This is a genomic window from Mucilaginibacter sp. (genome assembly GCF_039921305.1).
GTDB lineage: Bacteria > Bacteroidota > Bacteroidia > Sphingobacteriales > Sphingobacteriaceae > Mucilaginibacter.
In genome coordinates this window covers 1-21,110 of sequence record NZ_JBDSCA010000003.1, presented here as the reverse complement: position 1 = coordinate 21,110, position 21,110 = coordinate 1, and the positions used below count along the sequence as shown (strand labels likewise).

The 21,110-nt window shown below is 40.6% G+C and carries 11 protein-coding genes; all 11 read right to left on the bottom strand.

All coding sequences use genetic code 11. The features are described 5' to 3' along the window. Positions 1–8: 8 nt before the first annotated feature. The 11 genes from ABIN91_RS00150 to ABIN91_RS00100 all read right to left on the bottom strand — a co-directional run bounded on the left by ABIN91_RS00150 (position 9) and on the right by ABIN91_RS00100 (position 20,575). On the bottom strand, positions 9–1,508 hold the full coding sequence (locus ABIN91_RS00150) for a BNR-4 repeat-containing protein (RefSeq protein ID WP_348047159.1): 1,500 nt from the start codon (positions 1,506–1,508) through the stop codon (positions 9–11). Next, positions 1,508–3,253 (bottom strand): RagB/SusD family nutrient uptake outer membrane protein, encoded by a 1,746-nt coding sequence (locus tag ABIN91_RS00145; RefSeq protein WP_348047157.1) that lies wholly within the window; start codon positions 3,251–3,253, stop codon positions 1,508–1,510. The genes ABIN91_RS00150 and ABIN91_RS00145 overlap by 1 nt, the downstream gene beginning before the upstream one ends. A gap of 9 nt (positions 3,254–3,262) precedes the next feature. Beyond that, the gene (locus ABIN91_RS00140; RefSeq protein ID WP_348047155.1) at positions 3,263–6,346 is read right to left on the bottom strand and encodes a TonB-dependent receptor; all 3,084 of its coding nucleotides are present in this window, start codon (positions 6,344–6,346) and stop codon (positions 3,263–3,265) included. A gap of 14 nt (positions 6,347–6,360) precedes the next feature. Next, positions 6,361–8,043, bottom strand: coding sequence for a RagB/SusD family nutrient uptake outer membrane protein (locus ABIN91_RS00135; RefSeq protein WP_348047153.1), 1,683 nt, complete (start codon positions 8,041–8,043; stop codon positions 6,361–6,363). Between the two features lie 10 nt (positions 8,044–8,053). Then, complete coding sequence (locus ABIN91_RS00130; protein WP_348047151.1) at positions 8,054–11,077, bottom strand: TonB-dependent receptor; 3,024 nt, start codon at positions 11,075–11,077, stop codon at positions 8,054–8,056. Between the two features lie 508 nt (positions 11,078–11,585). After that, positions 11,586–14,186 carry a galactose oxidase gene (locus ABIN91_RS00125; RefSeq protein WP_348047149.1) on the bottom strand — a complete coding sequence of 867 codons (2,601 nt, stop codon included), beginning with the start codon at positions 14,184–14,186 and terminating at the stop codon, positions 11,586–11,588. Between the two features lie 178 nt (positions 14,187–14,364). Continuing rightward, complete coding sequence (locus tag ABIN91_RS00120; RefSeq protein ID WP_348047147.1) at positions 14,365–16,599, bottom strand: GH92 family glycosyl hydrolase; 2,235 nt, start codon at positions 16,597–16,599, stop codon at positions 14,365–14,367. Positions 16,600–16,811: 212 nt separating this feature from the next. Further along, entirely contained in the window at positions 16,812–17,642 is an 831-nt protein-coding gene (locus ABIN91_RS00115) for a sugar phosphate isomerase/epimerase (RefSeq protein WP_348047145.1), read from the bottom strand. Between the two features lie 26 nt (positions 17,643–17,668). Next, positions 17,669–18,499, bottom strand: a complete 831-nt coding sequence (locus ABIN91_RS00110; RefSeq protein ID WP_348047143.1) for a phytanoyl-CoA dioxygenase family protein — start codon at positions 18,497–18,499, stop codon at positions 17,669–17,671. Between the two features lie 38 nt (positions 18,500–18,537). Continuing rightward, a complete protein-coding gene (locus ABIN91_RS00105) occupies positions 18,538–19,455 on the bottom strand; it encodes a sugar phosphate isomerase/epimerase (RefSeq protein WP_348047141.1) in 918 nt (305 codons plus the stop codon). 10 nt (positions 19,456–19,465) lie between these two features. Further along, the gene (locus ABIN91_RS00100; RefSeq protein ID WP_348047139.1) at positions 19,466–20,575 is read right to left on the bottom strand and encodes a Gfo/Idh/MocA family oxidoreductase; all 1,110 of its coding nucleotides are present in this window, start codon (positions 20,573–20,575) and stop codon (positions 19,466–19,468) included. Positions 20,576–21,110 lie beyond the last annotated feature (535 nt).

The window sequence follows — 21,110 nt, the reverse complement described above, 5'->3', positions numbered from 1 at the left end:
ATATTTGATTATTTAATTAAGATGGGCCTGCCCATTGTGGCATCAATATGATTGGGCAACCGAAAAACATCTCCTGCCTTGTTAGAAAAATAGAAATCCGAAGTTGAAAACTCACGGCCATTGCCATCGGCCCAAAAAGCATAAAAGCCGGGGTGAGCGTTTACTGGCCTGCGCGGATAGGACTGATTTTTTGCGCTATGTACTGTCAGTTGTTTTTCCATTTTCCAACTAAGTCCCCTGTCATTGCTTATCCAGGCAACTATTTCGCCACCTGTGTTATATGCCTGCGGACCATTAGCTGTAGGTGCAATAATTCGCCAGGTGCCGTCGGCCTCGATATATAAAGAACCCATATCGTAATTATTATCAGATATAGTAACTGGTAATATCAGCCATTTTTTGCCGGTCCACCTTGCAGTAAACCATTTTTTCGGGCCGCTTTCAGGTCCTGGTTCCGGCCCGGTGCTGGTGAGGTACATAATCACAGGGTTACCCCTGTGATCAAAGTTCACATCGTTAATATAAACAGTAGAGTCTAAAGCAGCATAATTACGCACAAGGGCTTGGTTACCGATAGTTGTTAAGGGCAATTGTTGCACCCGCCCTGCTGCATCGCGCCAGGTTTTACCATTGTCATCGGTATACAAGTAATATAAATTGGTCCTATGGTCTAAGCCGGCGCCAGTTTTCACATTTGGATGGTAATTAAATGCGGTGCCTACCCTATTTTTCCATTTCGAACTGGATTGATATTGCCCTTCTTCAATTTTAGCCAGGTCATTCCATGGCGACCAACTGATACCATCCTTGCTTGTCATATAGGCCGTAATTCTACAATTCTTTTTACCGAACTTTAGTTCGCGCACTTCGTAGTGTGTAAACAGTCCAATAAAACCTGTTGTTGCGCTGTAATGAATTTGCAGATATGAAAAATTATTGAGTGGTACTTTCTTTCCGTCCTCTATTTTTGTTGTCGGCACGATTTTAAAACTATCAATATTATAAGGCTTAATACTACGACTGATACAGGATGGGCGTTGGATACCGTGTGAAGTGGAAAAGATCCAGATATAACCTTGCTTGTCAACTTGTATCACCGGGTTATCGTGGGCATCGTCTGTTAACTTATCCAGCAAAATAGTAGGCTGGGCAACTAAGCCGGTATTATGATCAAAATAGGAGATTTCGTGGTATAGCATTTTTCCCGTCTTGTCTGTTCCGCCATAACAAAAAAAAGTTTTGTTGACTTTAGCTACGTAAACGGAGAAAGGATAATGGTTGGCCGGATAAGTCCCTAAGCCGCCGCCATACTTTATCTTATAAACCGTGTTAGTTTTACCAATGCTGTACCATATCCCCCTAAAACCATCATCTTTTTTATTGATGAGTTTTAGCGCCGGTGCATGCGTTATATTAACCGTATCGGCTTCCTGCAAAGCCAAAGCGCCGGCAGGAAGCCCGATAATACCGATAACGGTAATTAGATATGTAATGGCATTTTTAAACATTAATAGCCGGGGTTTTGAATCAAATTAGGATTACTGCCTAATTGCGATTGATGAATAGGGAAAAGATACATCCTATCAAAAAACACGTGCTGTGGATTTTGAGGTATGGGTAATATTTCATATTTAAAAGTTGTCCCAACCTTGGTTATCTTCATACCATTAATAATTACATTTTGATTGGCAGGCGCGGTCTTCCAGCGGCGTACATCCCAAAAACGGTGATCTTCTACAGCTAGCTCAACTTGCCTTTCGTTCATAATAACCTTGCGCATTTCATCAACACTCATATTTGCTTTTAAGCCATACAGGCCATCGCTTCCCGGCAAAATACCGGCACGTTTACGTATCTGTATTAATTTAGGATAAGCCAGTTGTGTTTGACCAGTTTCGTTAATCGCTTCGGCATAATTCAACAGTATTTCTGCATACCGGATTATCCCACGACACCGTTCAGTGTTAGGGCCGCCATTAAAAGCGGTATTATCATCCAGCATTTTGCGGAAAAAGTATCCTGTATGGTAAGTATTTATTCCATAACCATCTAACGGCGCCAGATAAGTGGTATTGATAGGCGTTTTAGTTCCGGTTTTACTGGTGTACCAGGGTGTACCGTTATACATAATAGTATAATTAAAACGTGGGTCGCGATTTTTATAAGGATCCTGATCAACAAAACCTGAAGTTGCATCGGTAATAGGTTTCCCGTTGATCATACCAAAAGCTTCGGTTAAATTTTGTGAAGGCACGGCGTTGGTTGTGGTTGAACCCGTACTCGGTGTGCCAAATGCCTGTTCCATTGTTTTGTTGGCTACGTCCATCTTCTCTAAAATAAATTCCGAGTTTTTTCGCATCAGAAAAACTCTTGAAAAGCCATAGCCTGGCGCAGTTACGTTATCTTCATATAAACTGTAAACATTTAAGTCTATCAAATCTTGTGCAGCTTTGGCAGCCAGCGTCCATCGGTTAACATCGTATGATGAATACCCAACTACCCTTTTTTGGGCATCATTAGTACCGTAATTACCTCCATTAAATAACGGACTGGCGGCGGCCAATAAAACCCTGCTTTTAAGGGCTAAACATGCGCCCTTGGTAACCCGGCCATAATTTAAAGCATCGTAAGATAAGGGCAGATCATTAGCGGCAGCATCACATTCGCCTATTATGTAGTTCACACATTCTTCGTAAGAGTTCCGGGGGCCATCTATCTGATCGGCAATTTGATAAACGGTATCTCTAACAATGGGTACACCTCCAAAATTCCGTAACAGTATAGAATAGTACCACGCCCTCAAAAAGCGGGCTTCGGCGGCAGATTGTTTTTTTAAACCAGCAGATAAGGGAGCGCCATTCACTTTCTGCATATATAAATTAACCTTTCTGATATTCTTGTAAGATGTTGTCCACTCGTTTAAATATGGGGTTCCATCAGAAGCGTTTACCGAACCCAGGGCCACAATGATCCACCTTTGTTTAGCGGAGCTTAAACGGTGAACAGATTCGTCGCAAGCTTCGGATAAGCCTGGTGTACCGCTCGCGGTGTTCCAACGCGAATAGGTAAAGCTAAAGGCCATATCGGTATAAATATTGAACAAGAAGCCCATGGTACGCGTACTGTCCGAAAAAACAGTTTCTTCGTTCAACTCAGTGTTGATCTTGGCATCCAACAGGTCGCCACTCTTTTTACAAGAGTATATGCCAGTTATAAATAACATGGCTAAAAAAATGAATGCTAAATTTCTCATCGTTTTAAATTAAAAAGATAATTGTAAACCAAAATTGTAGATCTTTTGCTGTGGATAATACCCTGCTGGACCAGCTGTAGATGCCGTTTCAGGATCAATATCATAAATGTTTTTATCCTTTAGCATCCAGGTAAACAGGTTGTATCCGTTTCCATAAAAACGTATATCATTAATACCGGCCCTGCCAAGCCATTTAGTTTTTAAACGGTAGCTAAGCTCAACATTCTTTAGCCTGAGATAATCAAGCCGTTTTGACCAAAAATTTGAGAAAGATACGCTAGGGTCATTATTTGTACTGATATCACTTAGGCGTGGTAACGATGGATTTTGATTAGTAGGCGACCATGTATCCAAATTAACTTCGCGATAGTTACCACCTCTTGACGCAAAATCGCCGCCAGAGTTAAAGGTGAAATTTGTAGCAGCCTGTAAGGTTACGCTCAGGCTGAAATTTTTGTAAGATAAAGAAGCGTTAAAGCCATAAATAGTGTTCGGAATGTTGGAGTAATCTAACACACGCGTATCATTGGCATCAATTATACCATCAGCATTTAAGTCTTTATATTTAATATCGCCGGGCTTAATTACACCTGTAACCGGTTGTGCGCTGTTAGCTATATCAGCGGCATCGGTATAAAAGCCGTCAAAAATATAGCCATTAACACGGCCAATGGCCCCTCCTGTTTTAGCCAGCCATGGATAAGCCGGGGCAGCTTCATCCCTAAATATGATCTTGTTTTTTGCTACAGAGATATTTCCATTTACAGAATATGTTAATCCTTTGGCACTACCTTTATAAGTTAAACTTACCTCATAACCTCTGTTATCAACAATACCTAAATTTACAGGCGGCAAGGCAGCGCCAATAACTGTTGACACCCCTTCGCGGGTAGTTAAAATATCGTACCTGTATTTATAAAAATAATCTGCCGTGAGGTTAATGTGACCGCCAAACATGGTCGCATCCAAACCTACGTCGGTTGATTTTTCTTTTTCCCATCGTACATCCTCGTTAGGTAACTGACCTTCGGCAATATTGGTAACATTACGGCTAACATCGCCCAGCGAATAAGTACCGTTAGTGGTATAAATTTGCTTATAAACATATGCAAACGCGCTACCTACCTTATCGCTACCCACCAAACCGTATGAACCTCTTAATTTAAACACGTTAATAAACTTAAAGGTGTTTTTAAAGAAGGGCTCCTCGGCCAAATTATAGCCAATGGAAGCTGCCGGGAAAAAGCCATAACGTTTACTTGCCTGGAAACGGTCGGTACCGTTATATGCGGCATTTAACTCAAACAAGTATTTCTGTTTATAATCATACCCCACACGGCCGGTAAAACCACGGAAGTTTTCGGGAGTACCGGAACCCTGGCTATTGGTGTATTGATTATACAAAGCCAAAGCGTAAACGTGATGAGTATTAAATGTGCGGTCGTAATTTATTGAACCCTGTAAGTTAATACGCTTTATCATCCCCGCGTTTGAGTAAGCCAGCACAAGTTTTGGTAAACGGTATAAGCCCGGTGTTAATGCTCTGTAAGTATCCGTTGCTGCATCGTATTGATAAGAAGGAAAATCTGTACGGGTAAGGTTCCGTGTAAACGAGTTAATGTTATTGTAAGCTAAGGTACCTCTTACAGATAAGCCTTTGGTAATAACATCTAATACCTGCTTGCCTTTTAAGTTAATGGATAATTCGTTACTAAAGCTGCGCAGATAGCCACCCAAACCTAAACGGCCAACTATATTTGTTCCTTGCGACGATAGTTGGCTCTTTGGCAATGGCGCACCATAACTGACATTAGGATTGTAAATGGCATAAGCATATGGCGGAAGTGCCTGGTAATCTGCCAATTCGTAAAATATACTATTGTAGCCACCGCGCCCAACTATGTTAGGTTGATTTTCTTCGCCAAAGGTACCGGTAGCATCTAAACTTAAACTTAATGTTTTAGTGGCCTGTATATCTAAATTAGACCGGAAATTGTACCTTTTATAGTAGTAATTTGAGTTTACCTCGGATGTGTTACTGCTAAAATCTTTGATCAAGCCGTTTTGCCATAAATAGCCAGCCGATATAAAGTATTTTACCTTATCTACGCCGCCCGAAATATTCAAATTGGTTCTGCTTTGTAACGATGATGGACGAATCAACTCTTTATACCAATCAACATTGGGATGCCCGTATGGGTCGGCTCCTGTTCTAAAAGCTTCCACATCCGCCGCATTCCATATAGGTGTAGCCGCCGGATTATCGTTAATAACAGATTGATTACGCAATAGCACCGTTTGGTAAGAATCCAGATACTTAGGCTTAATAACGGGCGATTGCAAGGCGGTTTCCGTTTTAACAGTAACAGAAGGCTTGCCCAATTTGCCTCTGCGGGTTGTAATTACAATTACGCCATTGGCACCTTTTACACCATAAACCGCTGTGGTAGCTGCATCCTTTAATATGGTAAGACTTTCAACCTGATCGGGATCAATATCACTTAAAGCGCCTCTGAATTCAATATCATCAACCACTACAAGGGGTATCCCGCTACTGGCATCTCCGTCACCAACAAATGTTGAAAGTCCGCGTATGCGGATAAGCGCTCCATCCTGACCTGGGCGGCCAGACTGTTGTTGGGTAACTACGCCAGGTAACCGGCCCATTAAAGTATTCTGAATACTGGCCGATGGGCTCTGCCTGATCTCATCACCAGTAATTGAACTGATGGCGCCTGTATTGGTTATCTTTTTTTGTGTGCCGTAACCAACAATTACAACCTCTTCAAGTCCCTTAATATCTTCCTGTAGTTTTATATTTTGAACACCGGTACCCACCACCTTGATATCCTGGCTGGTGTAACCTACCGAACGGACAGTAATAATATGGCTTTTACCTTTAAAGGTCAATGTAAATTTACCATCGATGTTTGCTGACGTACCATTGCCGGGTACGTCCTTCTCAATAATAACAGCACCCGGAAGCGGGCCGCTCTTGTCGCTTACAACACCTTGTATCGTAGTATTCTGCTGTGCAACAGCGGTAAGCACGCACATGGATAGTATTATAATTATGGATAAAAGTTTTTTCATTTTTAGTTTTTTTATTACCAACCGCTGTTTTGAATAAGGCTTCTATTTTTTGATAACTCGCTGTATGGTATAGGATATAAATACATCCTTGTGGGGAATATTACTTGTCCGGCAACTACTGTTTCGTAAGTAAACACGGTACCTGTTTTGGTGATCTTCATACCAGATAAACTTTTGTTTAATGCCGTTTCGGCAATTTTCCAACGGCGCAGATCCCAAAAGCGTTGCTCTTCAAAGGCCATTTCTATACGGCGCTCATTCCGAATAGCATCACGCATTTCTAACTGTGTCATATTAGCTTTAAGGCCGTACAAGCCATCGGTACCAACAGTAATACCTGCACGTTTGCGTATATCCTTTAAAACCTGGTAAACTTCGGCAGTTGGGCTGGCGTTGTATTCGTTAAGGGCCTCGGCGTTCATTAGCATTACATCGGCATATCTAAATATCACAAAGTTGTGATCCTTATTAGCATATTGCGTCGCGGCAGAAAAATCGGCCATAAACTTACGCATGTAGTAACCCGTTTTAGTTTTAACCACATTACGGGTAGGATTGCTGATACCCCCTACAAAAGTTTCTAAGGGTTTACTCAACCATGTTACCCCATTGTACAGCACCGTATTATCCAATCGCTTGTCACGACCGGTGTATGGCGCGGCTGCGTTGTAACCCGAAGTAGCATCAGTAATAGCCTTTCCATTTAACATGGGGAAAGCATCTACCAGATCTTGCGTTGGGCTGGTTTTTCCGTCGCCTTCGGCGGCGTTGGTAAAACCAATAGGGCCATTATTGGCTTCAACATCGGTTGTTACTGCCCGTAGGTAGGCCAATATTACTTCTGGTTTAGCAAGCGCGCTGCGGCGTGTTGTAAATATTGTAGTATAACTGGTTTCCAGTCCATATACATTCAGGTTTATTACATCTTTGGCGGCTTGCACGGCTAAGTTCCAGCGTTCTTTATCGTAAGCGGGGTAACCTTGCAAACCATTTGATGATCCGCTACCACCGTTAAATAATGGGCTGGCGGCATATAATAATACTTTAGCTCTAAGCGTATAAACAATGCCCCTTGATATGCGCCCCCAATCGGAAGATGATACCGGGTCAGGGCGTTCAATGGTTTTAATAGCATCACATTCTTTTACAATATAGTTCACACACTCTTCAAAGGTGTTACGCTTTATCTGGATGTTATCGGTAGCTTTAAAAACAGAATCGCCAACTAAAGGCACACCGCCGTAACGTTTTAGTAATTCAAAGTACGATAGCACCCTTAAAAACCTGGCATCGGCTTTCCAAAGTGTTTTGGTAGCCACATCGCGTGGAACAATATCTATTTTTGACAGAAACAGGTTAACCTTTTGAATGCTGGTATAATTTTTACTCCAGGCATCATCCGGATTGGTGCCACTGTTGATCTGGCCCTTTCCTAAGTTTTCGATACTGGTACCATCCTGAGATGGAATCGCGTCGTCTGTAGCGGCATCAAGCAAATTACCACCAATACGATTAAAGCCGGTTGGTAAATTGGCATAAATATCGTTTAAGTATTGTTGCGCATAAGTTCCACTGGTATCTACAGGGTCAAATATCCTGTCTTCAGTTAAAAGATCAAGCGGTTCGGTTTCCAAACCCTTTTTGCACGCTGCTACAAACAAGGTGAAGAATAATATGATATAGATTATTTTTTTCATTATCGCTACATTAAAATTTAACATTAACACCTGCTATGAACGTTTTTTGAACCGGGTACAAACTCAGGTCATATCCTTCCGGATCAACGTTTTTCACATCAGAGCGGGTTAGTATATTGGTACCGTTCACAAATATTCTGAATGATGCCAAACCAACTTTTTTGGTAAGTAATACCGGTAAGGTGTAACCTATCTCCACATTTTTAAGCCTCATATAATCGCCGGAATGCAACCAGTATGATGAGGTTTGCTGGTTGTTGTAATTAGCACCTATAGATACCCTTGGATAAGTTGCAGTCGCGGCAGTTTGAGGCGTCCACCGGTTTAGATTATTTGCATAAGCCTGCCCTCTGCCATTAGCTTGAAATTCCCATTGCGTATTGCCGGTTAGCATTAGGTTGCGGTTCTCTACGCCTTGTAAAAGTGCGCTTAAGTCAAACCCCTTAACGTTAAAACCCAGGTACAAGCCATAAAACACTATTGGTGATGTGCTGCCAATAGCGGTTTGATCATTTTGGTCAATTTTACCATCGCCATTTAAATCGCGGTATTTAATATCACCTGCAATTGGGTTTGCACCAACAGGTACCGGGCTTGATTTGGCTTCGGCGTTAGATTGGAAAAGGCCATCAGCGATGTAACCAAACTGTTGGCCAACCGGCATACCTGTACGTAGCATGTAAGCATAAGGGCGATAAACCTCATCCTGGAAAATAACTTTCGATTGCGAGAAGGCAATATTTGGCGCGATAAAGTAATTAAAGCTGCCCGCTTTATTTTGGTACATCAACTGCAATTCAAAACCAGTGTTGCGGTTAACACCTATGTTTTTTAGCGGGTAGGTGAACCCCGCTACAGCAGTGGCATAGCCGGGTGTTAGTAATAGGTCGTAATACTTGTTATTGTAGTATTCGGCAGTAACCGATAATGTGTTATTGAATAAAGTTGCATCAATACCAATATTAAGTTTATTGGCTTTTTCCCAACTCAGGTCGGCGTTAGCTATGTCGCTACGCCTTATTGCCGGGGCCGAACTGCTGGTATTACCAAAGTTGTAAGCCGTGCCTGTTTCGTAATATTGATTATAATCAAAGTACCCGGCATTAGAATTTCCGGTTTTACCGTAAGATGCCCGCAGCTTTAAATTATTAAGCCAAGTGGTTGACTTTAAAAAATCTTCTTTAGATATCACCCAACCTAAACCTACAGCCGGAAAAAATCCATAGCGATGATTTTCAGGATAACGTTCGCTGCCATTATATCCAACAGCAACTTCGGCCAGGTATTTTTCTTTGTAGTTGTATGATAATCTGCCTGATACGCCTACAAGGTTTGATACCAATTGATCATCAATCATACGACTATCATCACTGGTAAGCACCAAAGCATCAATACCACTATTTTTCATTTTGTAGCTGTAACCGGCAGATAACTCTGTATAAAACAACCGCTGGCGTCCGCTGTAAGCTGTTGTATTTACCTGGTCGGAAATGGTGCCATATTGCGAGTACACGTTTTGCCCCGTGGTATTTACGCCAGACAATTGATATACAAGTGGCGATTTGCTACGATTGATACTCTCCAACAATTTGTTCGATAGGGCAGCTAAGCCTTTAACCCATAAGCCTTTTAAAACCGGATCAAGGTTGCCTTTTAAAGAAAGATCGACATTAAAGTTTGAGCTTGTATAAGGGCGGTAACCGGTAAGAACAGTTTGGCCGTAAATATTTGATTGATAATCTTCTGTACCTGCCAACGATCCGTCAGGATTTTTAACCGGATAAGCGCCGTTAGGTGTAGCTATTAGATTACTAAAAATACTTACCGCCGTAGCGCCGGGATCGTTACCGTTTAGTATTTGCCCGTAAAGGTGTAAGCTGGTTGATAGGTACTTATTAAAGTCGATATCAATATTTGAGCTTAATGTGTACCGTTGTAAACCACTGTTGGTATTGTAGGTATTGAACGATTCGGTTTTAAAAGGGCCCTCCTGGTTCATGTAATCCAGGTTAACAAAATAACGTGCCGCTTTACGTCCGCCGGTAATGGCAAGATCGTAACGTTGATATGGCGATTGCTTGTTAAGCACCTGGTTTTGCCAGTCAATATCCGGATGACCTAATGGATCTGTACCGTTTTTGTAAAGGTCAAGGTCCTGTTGCGTATATACAGGGGCCTTACCATCGTTAACCAAAGCTTCGTTATACAACGATGCATAATTATAAGCGTTAAGAAACTGTGGCCTTTTGATGGCTTGCTGCACGCCTGATGTTGCAGTAAACGAAATACGTTGCGGCCCTTCGGCACCGCGTTTTGTAGTGATCTGGATAGCGCCGCCACTTCCACGGATACCCAACATAGCGGTAGATAAAGCATCTTTTAATACCGTTACCGATTCAACCATTTCGGGGTTGATATAGGTAAAGTTTTGCGGAACACCATCTATCAAAACCAAAGGCGATACACCACGAAGTGATAATGTCACGTTATCATTACCTGGCTCTCCGGTTAATTGTGATGAATACAATCCCGCTATCCTACCAGCTAATAAACCATTGAAAGATGGCGACGTGCTTTTTTGAAGTTCTTCACTACCTATCTGGCTTACTGCCTGAACCGATAATGCTCTTTTTTGCGATTGGTATAAAACATTGTAGTTAGTATCCAATGCAGATCTGGCTTCGTTCATAACCACATTCAATTCAAATTTATCGGCAATAATAAATTGTTGTGTTGCAAATCCTTTTAATGTTAAAACCAAGGTATCGCCTTTATTGGCATCAATTTTATATTGGCCATCAATACTGGTTATGGTAGCTTTTTGTGCGGTTAGGTTTTGCACGTTAACATCTACAAGGGCTTTTCCATATCTATCAGTTATACGTCCTGAAACTTCGGTACTTTGCTGCAATTTAAAAGTGTATGCGCCTGCTTTAGTAAAGGAGCAAATGGTTGTGAGCAAAAGCAAAGTCATGAGGATACGCTTCAACTTAAAGGAATACACCTCGGGTTCTCCGGGTAGAGATCTTTTCATAATTTAGCTTTAAACAATAAAATTTTAAAAAACCTGTCTCTCAGATCAGGTCAATCGGTTACATAATTGGTGTTGTTTGTAAATGAATGGAGGTACCCATCACTATACAATACTTGGTTTAATCAGGCGCGTACTAACATGCCTTAACCGGCACTTGATAAATTAGCGTACCGCAACAAAAAATAAGAAAGTGAATAAGAAAGTTTCTTCATGATACTGAACATAAGTTTGGTTAATAATAAATTGGTATCACAAATCAAACGGAGAGCAATTAAAAAAAAATTAAAAAAAGATTACAGGCTGATAAAATCGAAAAAGCTTCCAAATTTTATCAGAAATAGCCTAAAAAGGAGGTATTATAGAATTAAAAATGAAAAACTACTTAATAAAAACACATGCCATTTTTGGTAATAGGCAGAAACAGGGTACACATGGGCAGTGTATTTGAATAAACTACCGTAATAATAGTAATGCAGTTTTTAAACCAACATTTATTTAAACACCGGGCTTATTCAATAATAGAATTAAAAGATTTATTGTAGTCTTCGTTATAAATGCTCTTATATTCTTTACAAAATTTCTCATAAACATGCTTTGACACCGAGTGCTTGCCTAACGAGGCCAACACCTTACATTGAATTTGCATCGCATCCTCATTAACCGGGTCGAAGTGAAAAATATGGTTGGTTGTCTGGATCAGAATTTCAGGATCGCCCGCCATATCAACTGATCTTGCAAACAACAGCAGTCTATCTATAATTTCGTTGGTTACCTCGGTTTTAAATTCGTCGAGCCATTCATAATCGGTATCCAATAAAATAGAACCACGTTGAATAAGGGCAAAAAGCCGTTCTATTTTTTCTTTATCAAGTACCTGTTTGGTGCTCACAATATCTAAGTATTCCTGATAATCAACATGTACCTTACTATAGTCGATCTCAATTTTCCAATAACCTGTGGTTTTCGATAGCTGACAGAAGTCAATTTTTTCGAGTATCGTTTTTAACCGGGCAATATTAACCGAGCGATTATTTAAAGCATCTTTTTTTGATTTATCGAACCATAATATCTCGTTCAATTTTTCGGAAGACACGCCCGTTTTTCGCCTGATGCTGTAAATAAGAATAAGTAAAAAAAGTTCTTTAGGCACCGGTGTAAACAAACGGGATATATTGTTGGCTTCGGCATCAAATACTTGTAGGTTACCAAACAGAAAAATAGAGTTTTTTTGAGCCAGCCCCTTATCTTCGCGCTCATCGTTCATTAAATTAACGGACTTGATATCAGGCGTTTCTTCTTTTAATATTCCGGATGCCGGTACAATAACTGGAGAAATGGGTTTAGATGCCTTCCCTGATTTATTTTTAAACAAGAGGCGGATAAGATACAAACCACCTAACAATACAATTACCACAATACCATAATAGGCATAACCGACCGAACGCTCGCTTACGGCAGCTTTCTCTGGTTCGGCATTCAGCATATTAGGCGGAAAATCTATGGTATATATTTTTACTTCGGTTTGCTTATCGGTTTTTCGATATAACGTTACAGCAAGCAGTTTTTTGCTTGCCGGACAATAATACAGATCGGCAAAAGAACGGATATCATAAAACTGGTACGGTATCTTATTCCCTACAAGCTGATAATCAGGTGTAGTTAACGAACCTTTGATAAGTTGCAGGTGAGAATTAAACTTTTGATTAGGAAATATAAGGCCATAAAACTCATTTGATTTTTGATTAATAATCAACGAGTTAGCAAATGTAAAATCATTTTCAGGGTATTTAAACTTATACATTACCTTGAAAGTATTGTCCCTAACATTAAACTTTACCAGATCGTAATAGTTACTTGGGTTAAGCATTTGCGAACCGGATAAACTACCATAGCCACCAACAATATAAGTATTGCCAGTGTGTGGGCTTACACCAAGTGCAGCCAGATAACGTGGCCTATAGGCATTACTATCAACCGGCAATACAGCCCATGCTTTGCTGGCAAAATCATATCTCTGCAACAGGTTTTTATACTTCAGTTCGCCATAGCCACCCAATATATACAGTGATCTGTCAACATCAGATATAAATTTATTAGCGTGCCAATATTTCGTGATCCGCTCGTTTTCACCAAATTTATCATCCCATTTTTTAGTGGTAAAATTAAATGAGGCTATCTTCTTTTTATCAATATTCAAGTTGATCAGCTTATTTGTTAGCGTATCGTATATTGATTGGTTGCCTTGTAGTAAGGTATATTCGCCACTTTTATAATCTGTTGTTTGCAAACCATTACTTAATACCGAATAAGTATATAGTGCGTTGCTACTTATAATATATAAGCTCTCGGTTTTGGGGTTAAAGCCCACACTTGCATTGCCGTTTACCAAAAAACTATTTGTTTGCTCCCAGTTATAATGCATAGATCTGATCCACCTGGGGTTTGTAGCGTTTGCTTTTACTTTTTGGATCACATCTGTAGCTGTATTTCCTCTAACTTCATCAAGTGGCCATAAATGGGTGGGTTTGCCTCCTTCTGCTATCCGGATATCTTTGATACGCATGGCAGGCAGGTCAATTGTTTTAAACTTATTATAGTGATTAGCGCCAAACAACATTTTAAAGCAATCAGCATTAGTAATACCGGCATTTTTTTCAACCAATACCTTGTTATTGGCGTAAAATATTAAACTGTTATGGGCTTTATCAAAGCGTAATTTAAATGTATTCCATTGGTTAAAAAGCTGATTGCTATCTAACCTAAAAGATATACCCGAAAATTTTTCACCAATGATGATCTTGAAATCCTTTGATCGTGTACCTTCCTGATCATAGATCATGAGGTCGATATTCTGCGAATGATTATCAATAATGCGAATAATGTAACCAAAATACGCCTTGCTATTGCTAAAAAAGTTAATCTTAAAAGACAGTTCAAAATCCTGTTTAAAACATAGCGGATTATCGGGACTAAGATCAAGTGAGGTGCGGTTATCCTGCACTGCAATATCCTGACCTAAGAAACGGAGACCATAATTTTGTGAGTAGGCTTGTTGTGAATAAAATGTAAATAAAAAAAAGAAATAAGAAATAACAGTTCTATGTCCCATACACTTCATAACAGCCTGTAATTATCAGAATACCCCAATATAGTAAATAGATCTTAATTGATTGCTTCCTCAATATTAAGAATTGTTATTATATAATCCATTCCGTTTTTAAAAACAAGCTCATTAATATTGCTTGCCGTGCTGTAGTTGAATAGCGTATTTATGATCAGGTTTTTGTTCAAGGTTTAAAAAGAATAGATGAAGGCGGTGAGTCTGCCTCGTTGCTCCCCCAGGTTTTGTTCGGTGTATCACTCATTATAAAATCGAGTTGGCCGCCGTTTATCAGATCCTGGTGAGTGAACCATGGTTTGTTTAAAACCGTTCCGTTTAATTTAGCCTGCTGGATGTATTTATTATCATTAGAGTTATTGTGAGCATTTATGCTAAACGTTTTACCGTTAGATAATTTGATGTTGATGGTATTGAATACCGGGCTACCAATATTATAATTAGGAATACCCGGAGTTACCGGAAAAAAGCCCATCATCGAAAACACAACGAAAGCCGACATGCCGCCGCCATCTTCATCGCCCGGCATGCCGAAAAGGTTATCGGTATACCAGGTATCTAATAACATACGAATACGTTTTTGGGTTTTCCATGGCGCGCCTAAGTAATTGTATAAATATGGAATATGAAAACTCGGCTCATTACCCATTACAAACTGGCCAACCAAACCCGTAGCATCCGGAAACGAATACCACAGGGTATATTTATTAGCGCCTATATCGGCTCTGAACAAATCATCCAGTTTAGCCTGCGCTTTATCCCTACCTCCCATTAATGTAAATAGATTTTTCAGGTCGTGCTTAACATCCCAGTTGTAGGTGTAAGCATTGTTTTCGGTAAAGTAATCGCGTCCACCTTGTCCACCGGCTAGTTTAGGGTTAAAAGGTTCTATCCATTTCCCCTTGTTATCCCGTGGCCACATAAACCCTTTGTCGGTACGGAATACATTTTTATAGTTTTCGGCCCGTTTCAAAAACAACTGTTCGTCGTCCCTTTTACCTGCTGCGGCTGCTAATTGTGCCACACACCAGTCATCATAACTGTTCTCTAAAGTTACCGAAACAGCTTGCCTACGTTCAAATTTATCAACGGCGGTAAACGTTTCTGCTTCTTTAGGCTTCAAAGCCGGCATATATCCATTAGCATTATAAAATGAATCGAGCTCGGTAGCGGCGCCATTTCGCCAGGGCAGCAATGTAGCTTGTAGCGAATTCTTTTTTAGCCCTGCGTAGGCTTTATTTAAGTCAAAACCATGCAATCCTTTAAACCAGGCATCGGCTATCCATGCGGCGGCGTGGTTACCCGTCATAAAAGCCGCATCGCCATATATCAAACCAAATGATGGTATCCAGCTGCTTTGCTCGTACATGGTAATATATGATTTGATCTTATTAGTTTCCATTTCCGGGTTCAGAATGGTTTGCAGAGGCTCAAGCGCTATATAAGTATCCCAGATCCAGTTATCGGCATAAAAGGCAGAATCCGACCGGTGCACCTGGTGATCATAAGCGCTGTAATATTGCCCGTATTCATTAATATCAACCATACGTTCATAACAACGGTAAAGCGCTGTGTAGAAAACCTTTTTTTGTGCCGTAGTACCGCCGGTAACATTAATTTGCGATAGTACCTTTTGCCAGGCCATACTTGCCTTATTGCTTACCTCCTCTATATCCCAAAGGGGAATTTCTTTATCCAGATTAGCTTTAGCCTGATCAATACTAATGAATGAAATACCGTACTTAAAACTTATAACGGTATCCTTTTTACTAAAGCCTACTAATAAGCCTTTTTTATCAGTTCCATTTTTATACTGAATACTGGTTATATCCGCGTTAAGCTCAGCGTAAAAAAAAGCTTTCATGCCTTTAAAGTTTTCAATACCTGTAACCACACGCTTCCCAACAATATTTATTTGCCCATCGTTAATCACTGACAGGCGGATGTGGGGGCTTGGGCTATTACTGTAAATAAACTTGAAATAACCACTACGGGCAGCCGGCGAAAAAAGGATCTGTGTGCGACTATCCTCAAGCGTGGAGTAGTAAGAATATGGTGTTATTTTCTCTTTATCATAAGTAAAACCGGTATCCCATAAGGCATTACTAATGGCACCGCTGTAAGGCATTATTGCAAACAAATTAGACTGACGATGTGATGCGATAGTTAACGGAAAGTAGCCGATCTGATCGTCAAGCTGATCTTTTCTGTACGGGAATACCCTGACCATGCTATTGGGTATTTGCATAGTTGGCCGTGTTGGTTCGAGGATAAGGCCTACTCCCCCTATTGTTGGGTCAACATACGATAGATTGGTTTGAGCCGCAGCACGAAAACAAAAAAACAATGCAGCAAAAAGGTAAAGGCCGTTTTTTACAACTACCCGTAGTATAGTAAGGTTCATAAGCAATAATTGGTAGAGAATTATAATTTAGATTATTGCTGCAAAGAAATTTTCAATAATTAAAAATTGATTAAAAATTAATTAAACCTTATTTTAATCATGCTAAAAGAAGAAAAACACGTCAAATACAATGATCTGCGTTTAATAGCATATATAATTTATAAATTAATTGGCTCAATTTGCGCCAATTAACCTTAGTAGAGCTTTCTTTGCTATTTGCAAAGTTTACTATACCGCTTTTTGAGTAAATTCATCATGTAAACATTATTTGCCCACTGGTTGGAAATAGGTGTTTGTGAGTAAGGCAGGTGTACCATATACGGATAAGGGCCAAATTCGGGAGTGATAGTTACCAGGGCGTCGGTTTCGGATCGTTTGCGTTCAATAACTTTATCCCACCAGTTTAAATGATGCTGCAATGCTTCGGCCCATTCAGGTGCTGCGGGGTCTGGAACTTGAGGGCCTTCGGGGTAACCAACACGGGCATGTATATGTTCGGTGCGCTTAATTGCCAGATCCATTGCATCCGGTTGGTCTTCCAGGAAAGATTCGGCTACGTTAACCCAGTGCGATGCATCAAGGGTAATACGCAATCCGGGTATCTGGCTCAGGTAATCAAAGGTAATATGGGCGGCGAAAGTAAATTTATTGCGGTGCGTTTCGTGAAGTACTTGCACTCCGCATGCGTGCGAATGCTCATCGGCCCGCTCTACCAGTTTTCTATTTTGCTCGAAAGTGAAATAATCTTTACCCGTTTGCGAATCGATCTTGAGCGCCTTATACGGCTTTACCATATCGAGCCAGCCTGCATAGTTATCAAAATGTTTCTCAAAATGCGAATCATAAGTACCATAATGCTGCGGGATAACTGCCAAATCATATTTTTCAAAATTATTCCAGGCCTCATCAAGCTCCTTCACCGTAACATCATTCGGAATGCCGTATTCCACGCCGTTATAGCCTTCATCCTTTACTTTTCGGCAAAACAAATCCCAGCTTATTTGTTCATTTCCCCACCTGGGGCAAAAAAAATTAATTTCCAATTGTGTCAGTCTAAATATCTATAATATCACTTCACCTTAAGGGTTATTTCATCTTCTTTTTGAAGAAAATCCCTATCTGCAGATAAGCCTTTTGCCCCGTGGGATACAAAAGCATTGTTAGGTACAGTTTTTACCGGTGTAATACACGACAGGTTTTTTTCCCTAAAAGGTTTATTGTAGCTTAGATTATAGGCCGATATCATCGACCAACGAGGCTTATCGGATGTATTAGCTTCTGACATGTGCAAGATATTTGGGTGGAAGAACAACAGATCGCCAAGCTCTAATTCTACAGGTATGCGCTCAAATCGGCCAAGCGCTTCGTTTACAAAATCCATATCGGCCCCTTGCTGCTCACCTGCAAAATTGTGCTCGATGCGACCGGTTTTATGCGAGCCTTTTAACACCTGTAAACACCCATTTTTAACGGTTGCTTCGGTAAGGGCAAGCATTACACTTATCAGAGCTTCTGGTAGCAAAAAGCCATTTTTGTACCAATAACCATAATCCTGATGCCATTCCCAGGCGCCACCTATCTGCGGCTCTTTTTGCATGAGCTTGGAGTGAAAATGGCATACTTCGCCCTCACCAAGCAAATCCTGAACCGACTGTACCAAAGCTTCACTACGTGTTAACAAACCATAAGCATCATCACCAGGTGTAAACCAAAGGGTAAGCTTAGTACGCTTTCCGGCTTGGTCGTTAAAATCGAAAGCTTTATTTTTCAGCACATCATCGCCTGTGGCAATGCCATATAGCAACCCAACTTCTTCTTTAGTTAAAAAGTTTTTTACAACAAGGTAACCATCTTTATCGTATGCAGCCTTTTGCCCGGCGCTTAATTTCATGTCTTTCATGGTATTCAATATTTCAGGTAAATATTCTGTTAGGTTATTTAGGCGCCAATTGCTTTTAAGGCTTCATCTACAAATCGTTTAGCGCGCGGAATATCCTCCTCGTCCAGGTGCTCAATTATAATTGGAATATTGGGGTGCTTTTTAGAAAGCAGTTTTAAATACAATTCATAATTGAGCACGCCCAAACCCGCCGCCGGCAATTCTACATCACCAGCACCACGGAATGTGTGCGATTCTACCGCATCAATAGCTGCGTGCTTTTCTACACTGCTTTCGGCTTGTTTAATATCTTTGGCATGGGCGATTTTTATCCTATCCTGCAAAGCATCAAATATGCGATAGAGCTCTGCATCAACATTTTTGATATTAGCGCCGTTAAAATAGTTGGTAGGATCCATCAAAAGGCCAAGCCCCGGGTGATCAACCTCGCGGAATAATCTTAGTAATTGATCAACACTGCCAACAACGTTGTTTACATAGTTCTCAACTAAAAATACGGCATCGTGGTTCCAGGCAAATTCTGCCAGCTCTTTGATCACGGCCTTAATTTCCTGGAAAGCTTGTTCAGTAGCATTTTTTTCGTGAAACACCCAATCGCTACTTGGCTCGTAAGTTCCGGTTTCGCTTATCACGTAAGGGGTGCCAAATTCGCGTGCGAATTGGAGCAATGTTTTAACATATTCAATATTCTTTCGCTTTTTTTCGGGATCGGGAGAGATCAAATTGGTATATCCCGAAATGGCTACAATTTCGATATTGGCATCGCGAAAAGCATTACGTATGGTACGGGCTTTTTCGATAGTAAGAGTTTGCGGTAAGGTGTGCGGGTCGTTCAGGTCAAAATCTTTAAAACTCAAATCAAGCTGAATGCAATTGAAACCGTCTTTTTTTACTTTACTGATGGTTTCCTCCAGGGTGTATGGATAGTATCCATTAAAAATGCCTACTGATATCATTTCTCTTATGTTATTTTACGTTTTGTAGTGTTTCGGATAGTTTTACAGTTCTTTCTTCTTTTATTGATAAATAAAGCGCATCAAGCGTTGCCATGGTGTGCAGGTTATCGCGGCCATTTATTGCGGGTAGTTTGTCATCCTCAACAGCGCAGAGCAATGAAGCCATAGTCCCTTCAAACGCATCCGGAAACCAAACGGTATCCCAGGTTGGTTCGATCCATTGGTTGGGAAATTTACGGGTGGTGAACTTTAATGTGCTCAAGCCTTTTTCCGGAAACTTGGGCCAACCTATCTCGCCTATAGCCATCCCTTCTGTACCTTCAACACGCCACCTGATGTACATATCTTTTTGAGTTCCTTCTCCCTGCCATGCCCAAACATCGTCTAAACTTGTCGCCATTAATCCGCCTGTATATTGAAACGTATATTGGGTAATACCATCAATGTGATGAAATTTGGTTCGCGGGTCGCTCCTGGTTATTGCCGTTACCTTCTCCGGATCGCCAAACAGGTAACGGAATGTATCTATATGATGGATGCCCATGTTAAGCATTTCGAGGCGGTCGTATTTTTTTAAAAATTCCTGCCAGTGCGGGATTGCCCGCATATCAATTGTAGCCAGCACTATATCGCCAAAGTAATTATTGTTGAGCAGGGTTTTTAATGCACGGATAGATTGATCATACCGCATATTGCTGTTAACAGCCAACTTAATACCAGCCTGCTCGCACAGGATAACAATTTCGTTGGCTTCCTCAAGGTTCATGGCCAGAGGTTTTTGGCAAAGTATCCCTTTGATATGGCTGTTCTGCTTTACAGCCTCGCGCACTATTTCCAGCTGTTTATCGGGCGGAACGGCGATATCAATGATCTCGATGTTTTTATCTTGTATTAATTGCTGCCATGAATCGTAAACATTGGGAATATTGAATTCGGTTGCAACTACTTGTGCGTTTGCCCTGTTGGCCGATGCAATACCATAGGAGTTAAAACCGGCATTGCGGTAAGCTACCTGGTGGCACCCCCTTACAATTGCTCCTGAACCGATTGTTCCAATTCGCCAATCTTTTCGGGAAGGCATTTGCGCCGCTATTTCCAGGTCTAATGTAAATTCACCCATAATTCATTTAAAAATAGCTCCAATAACCAGGTTGATTATTTAGGAGTCACAAAAAGGCTTATAATAACCTCATAGCATTTACTTAGTTATTACCTTAAATAACCAAGTAAGCAATGGCCTTAATAAACCTTTTTGTTAAACCCCTCCGGATGTTGGAGAGCTGTGTTTATAATTTTGGTTTTGTTAGTTTACCAAAGCTAACCAGACAGGTAAAGCATATGATGTACGATATTTACATAATAATGTAAAATACTACCCAGTTATTGTATCTAAAGATTTTGAGTTATCCGGTGGTTTATTAGCAAATCTGCTTGAATTGACTAACCGGGATGAGGTAACCTATTTTAATTACTGACACTAAAAGTGTCGCAAAAAACAAAACCAGCCTTTACTTATATGTAAAGGTGGTTTTGTGGTGGCGACTGTACAAATCTCGAACCATTTCCTGTCTGATTTGCGCCTGATAGCAGATTTAGACTTATAAATTTTTTGGTTCAAATAGTAAATGTGTTTATAAAAAAACAACAGATGCGTA

Excerpts from the sequence above, each read along its gene's own strand:
- ABIN91_RS00150 (WP_348047159.1), bottom strand. The coding sequence starts at position 1,508 with ATGTTTAAAAATGCCATTACATATCTAATTACCGTTATCGGTATTATC.
- ABIN91_RS00145 (WP_348047157.1), bottom strand. The coding sequence starts at position 3,253 with ATGAGAAATTTAGCATTCATTTTTTTAGCCATGTTATTTATAACTGGC.
- ABIN91_RS00140 (WP_348047155.1), bottom strand. The coding sequence starts at position 6,346 with ATGAAAAAACTTTTATCCATAATTATAATACTATCCATGTGCGTGCTT.
- ABIN91_RS00135 (WP_348047153.1), bottom strand. The coding sequence starts at position 8,043 with ATGAAAAAAATAATCTATATCATATTATTCTTCACCTTGTTTGTAGCA.
- ABIN91_RS00130 (WP_348047151.1), bottom strand. The coding sequence starts at position 11,077 with ATGAAAAGATCTCTACCCGGAGAACCCGAGGTGTATTCCTTTAAGTTG.
- ABIN91_RS00125 (WP_348047149.1), bottom strand. The coding sequence starts at position 14,186 with ATGGGACATAGAACTGTTATTTCTTATTTCTTTTTTTTATTTACATTT.
- ABIN91_RS00120 (WP_348047147.1), bottom strand. The coding sequence starts at position 16,599 with ATGAACCTTACTATACTACGGGTAGTTGTAAAAAACGGCCTTTACCTT.
- ABIN91_RS00110 (WP_348047143.1), bottom strand. The coding sequence starts at position 18,499 with ATGAAAGACATGAAATTAAGCGCCGGGCAAAAGGCTGCATACGATAAA.
- ABIN91_RS00105 (WP_348047141.1), bottom strand. The coding sequence starts at position 19,455 with ATGATATCAGTAGGCATTTTTAATGGATACTATCCATACACCCTGGAG.
- ABIN91_RS00100 (WP_348047139.1), bottom strand. The coding sequence starts at position 20,575 with ATGGGTGAATTTACATTAGACCTGGAAATAGCGGCGCAAATGCCTTCC.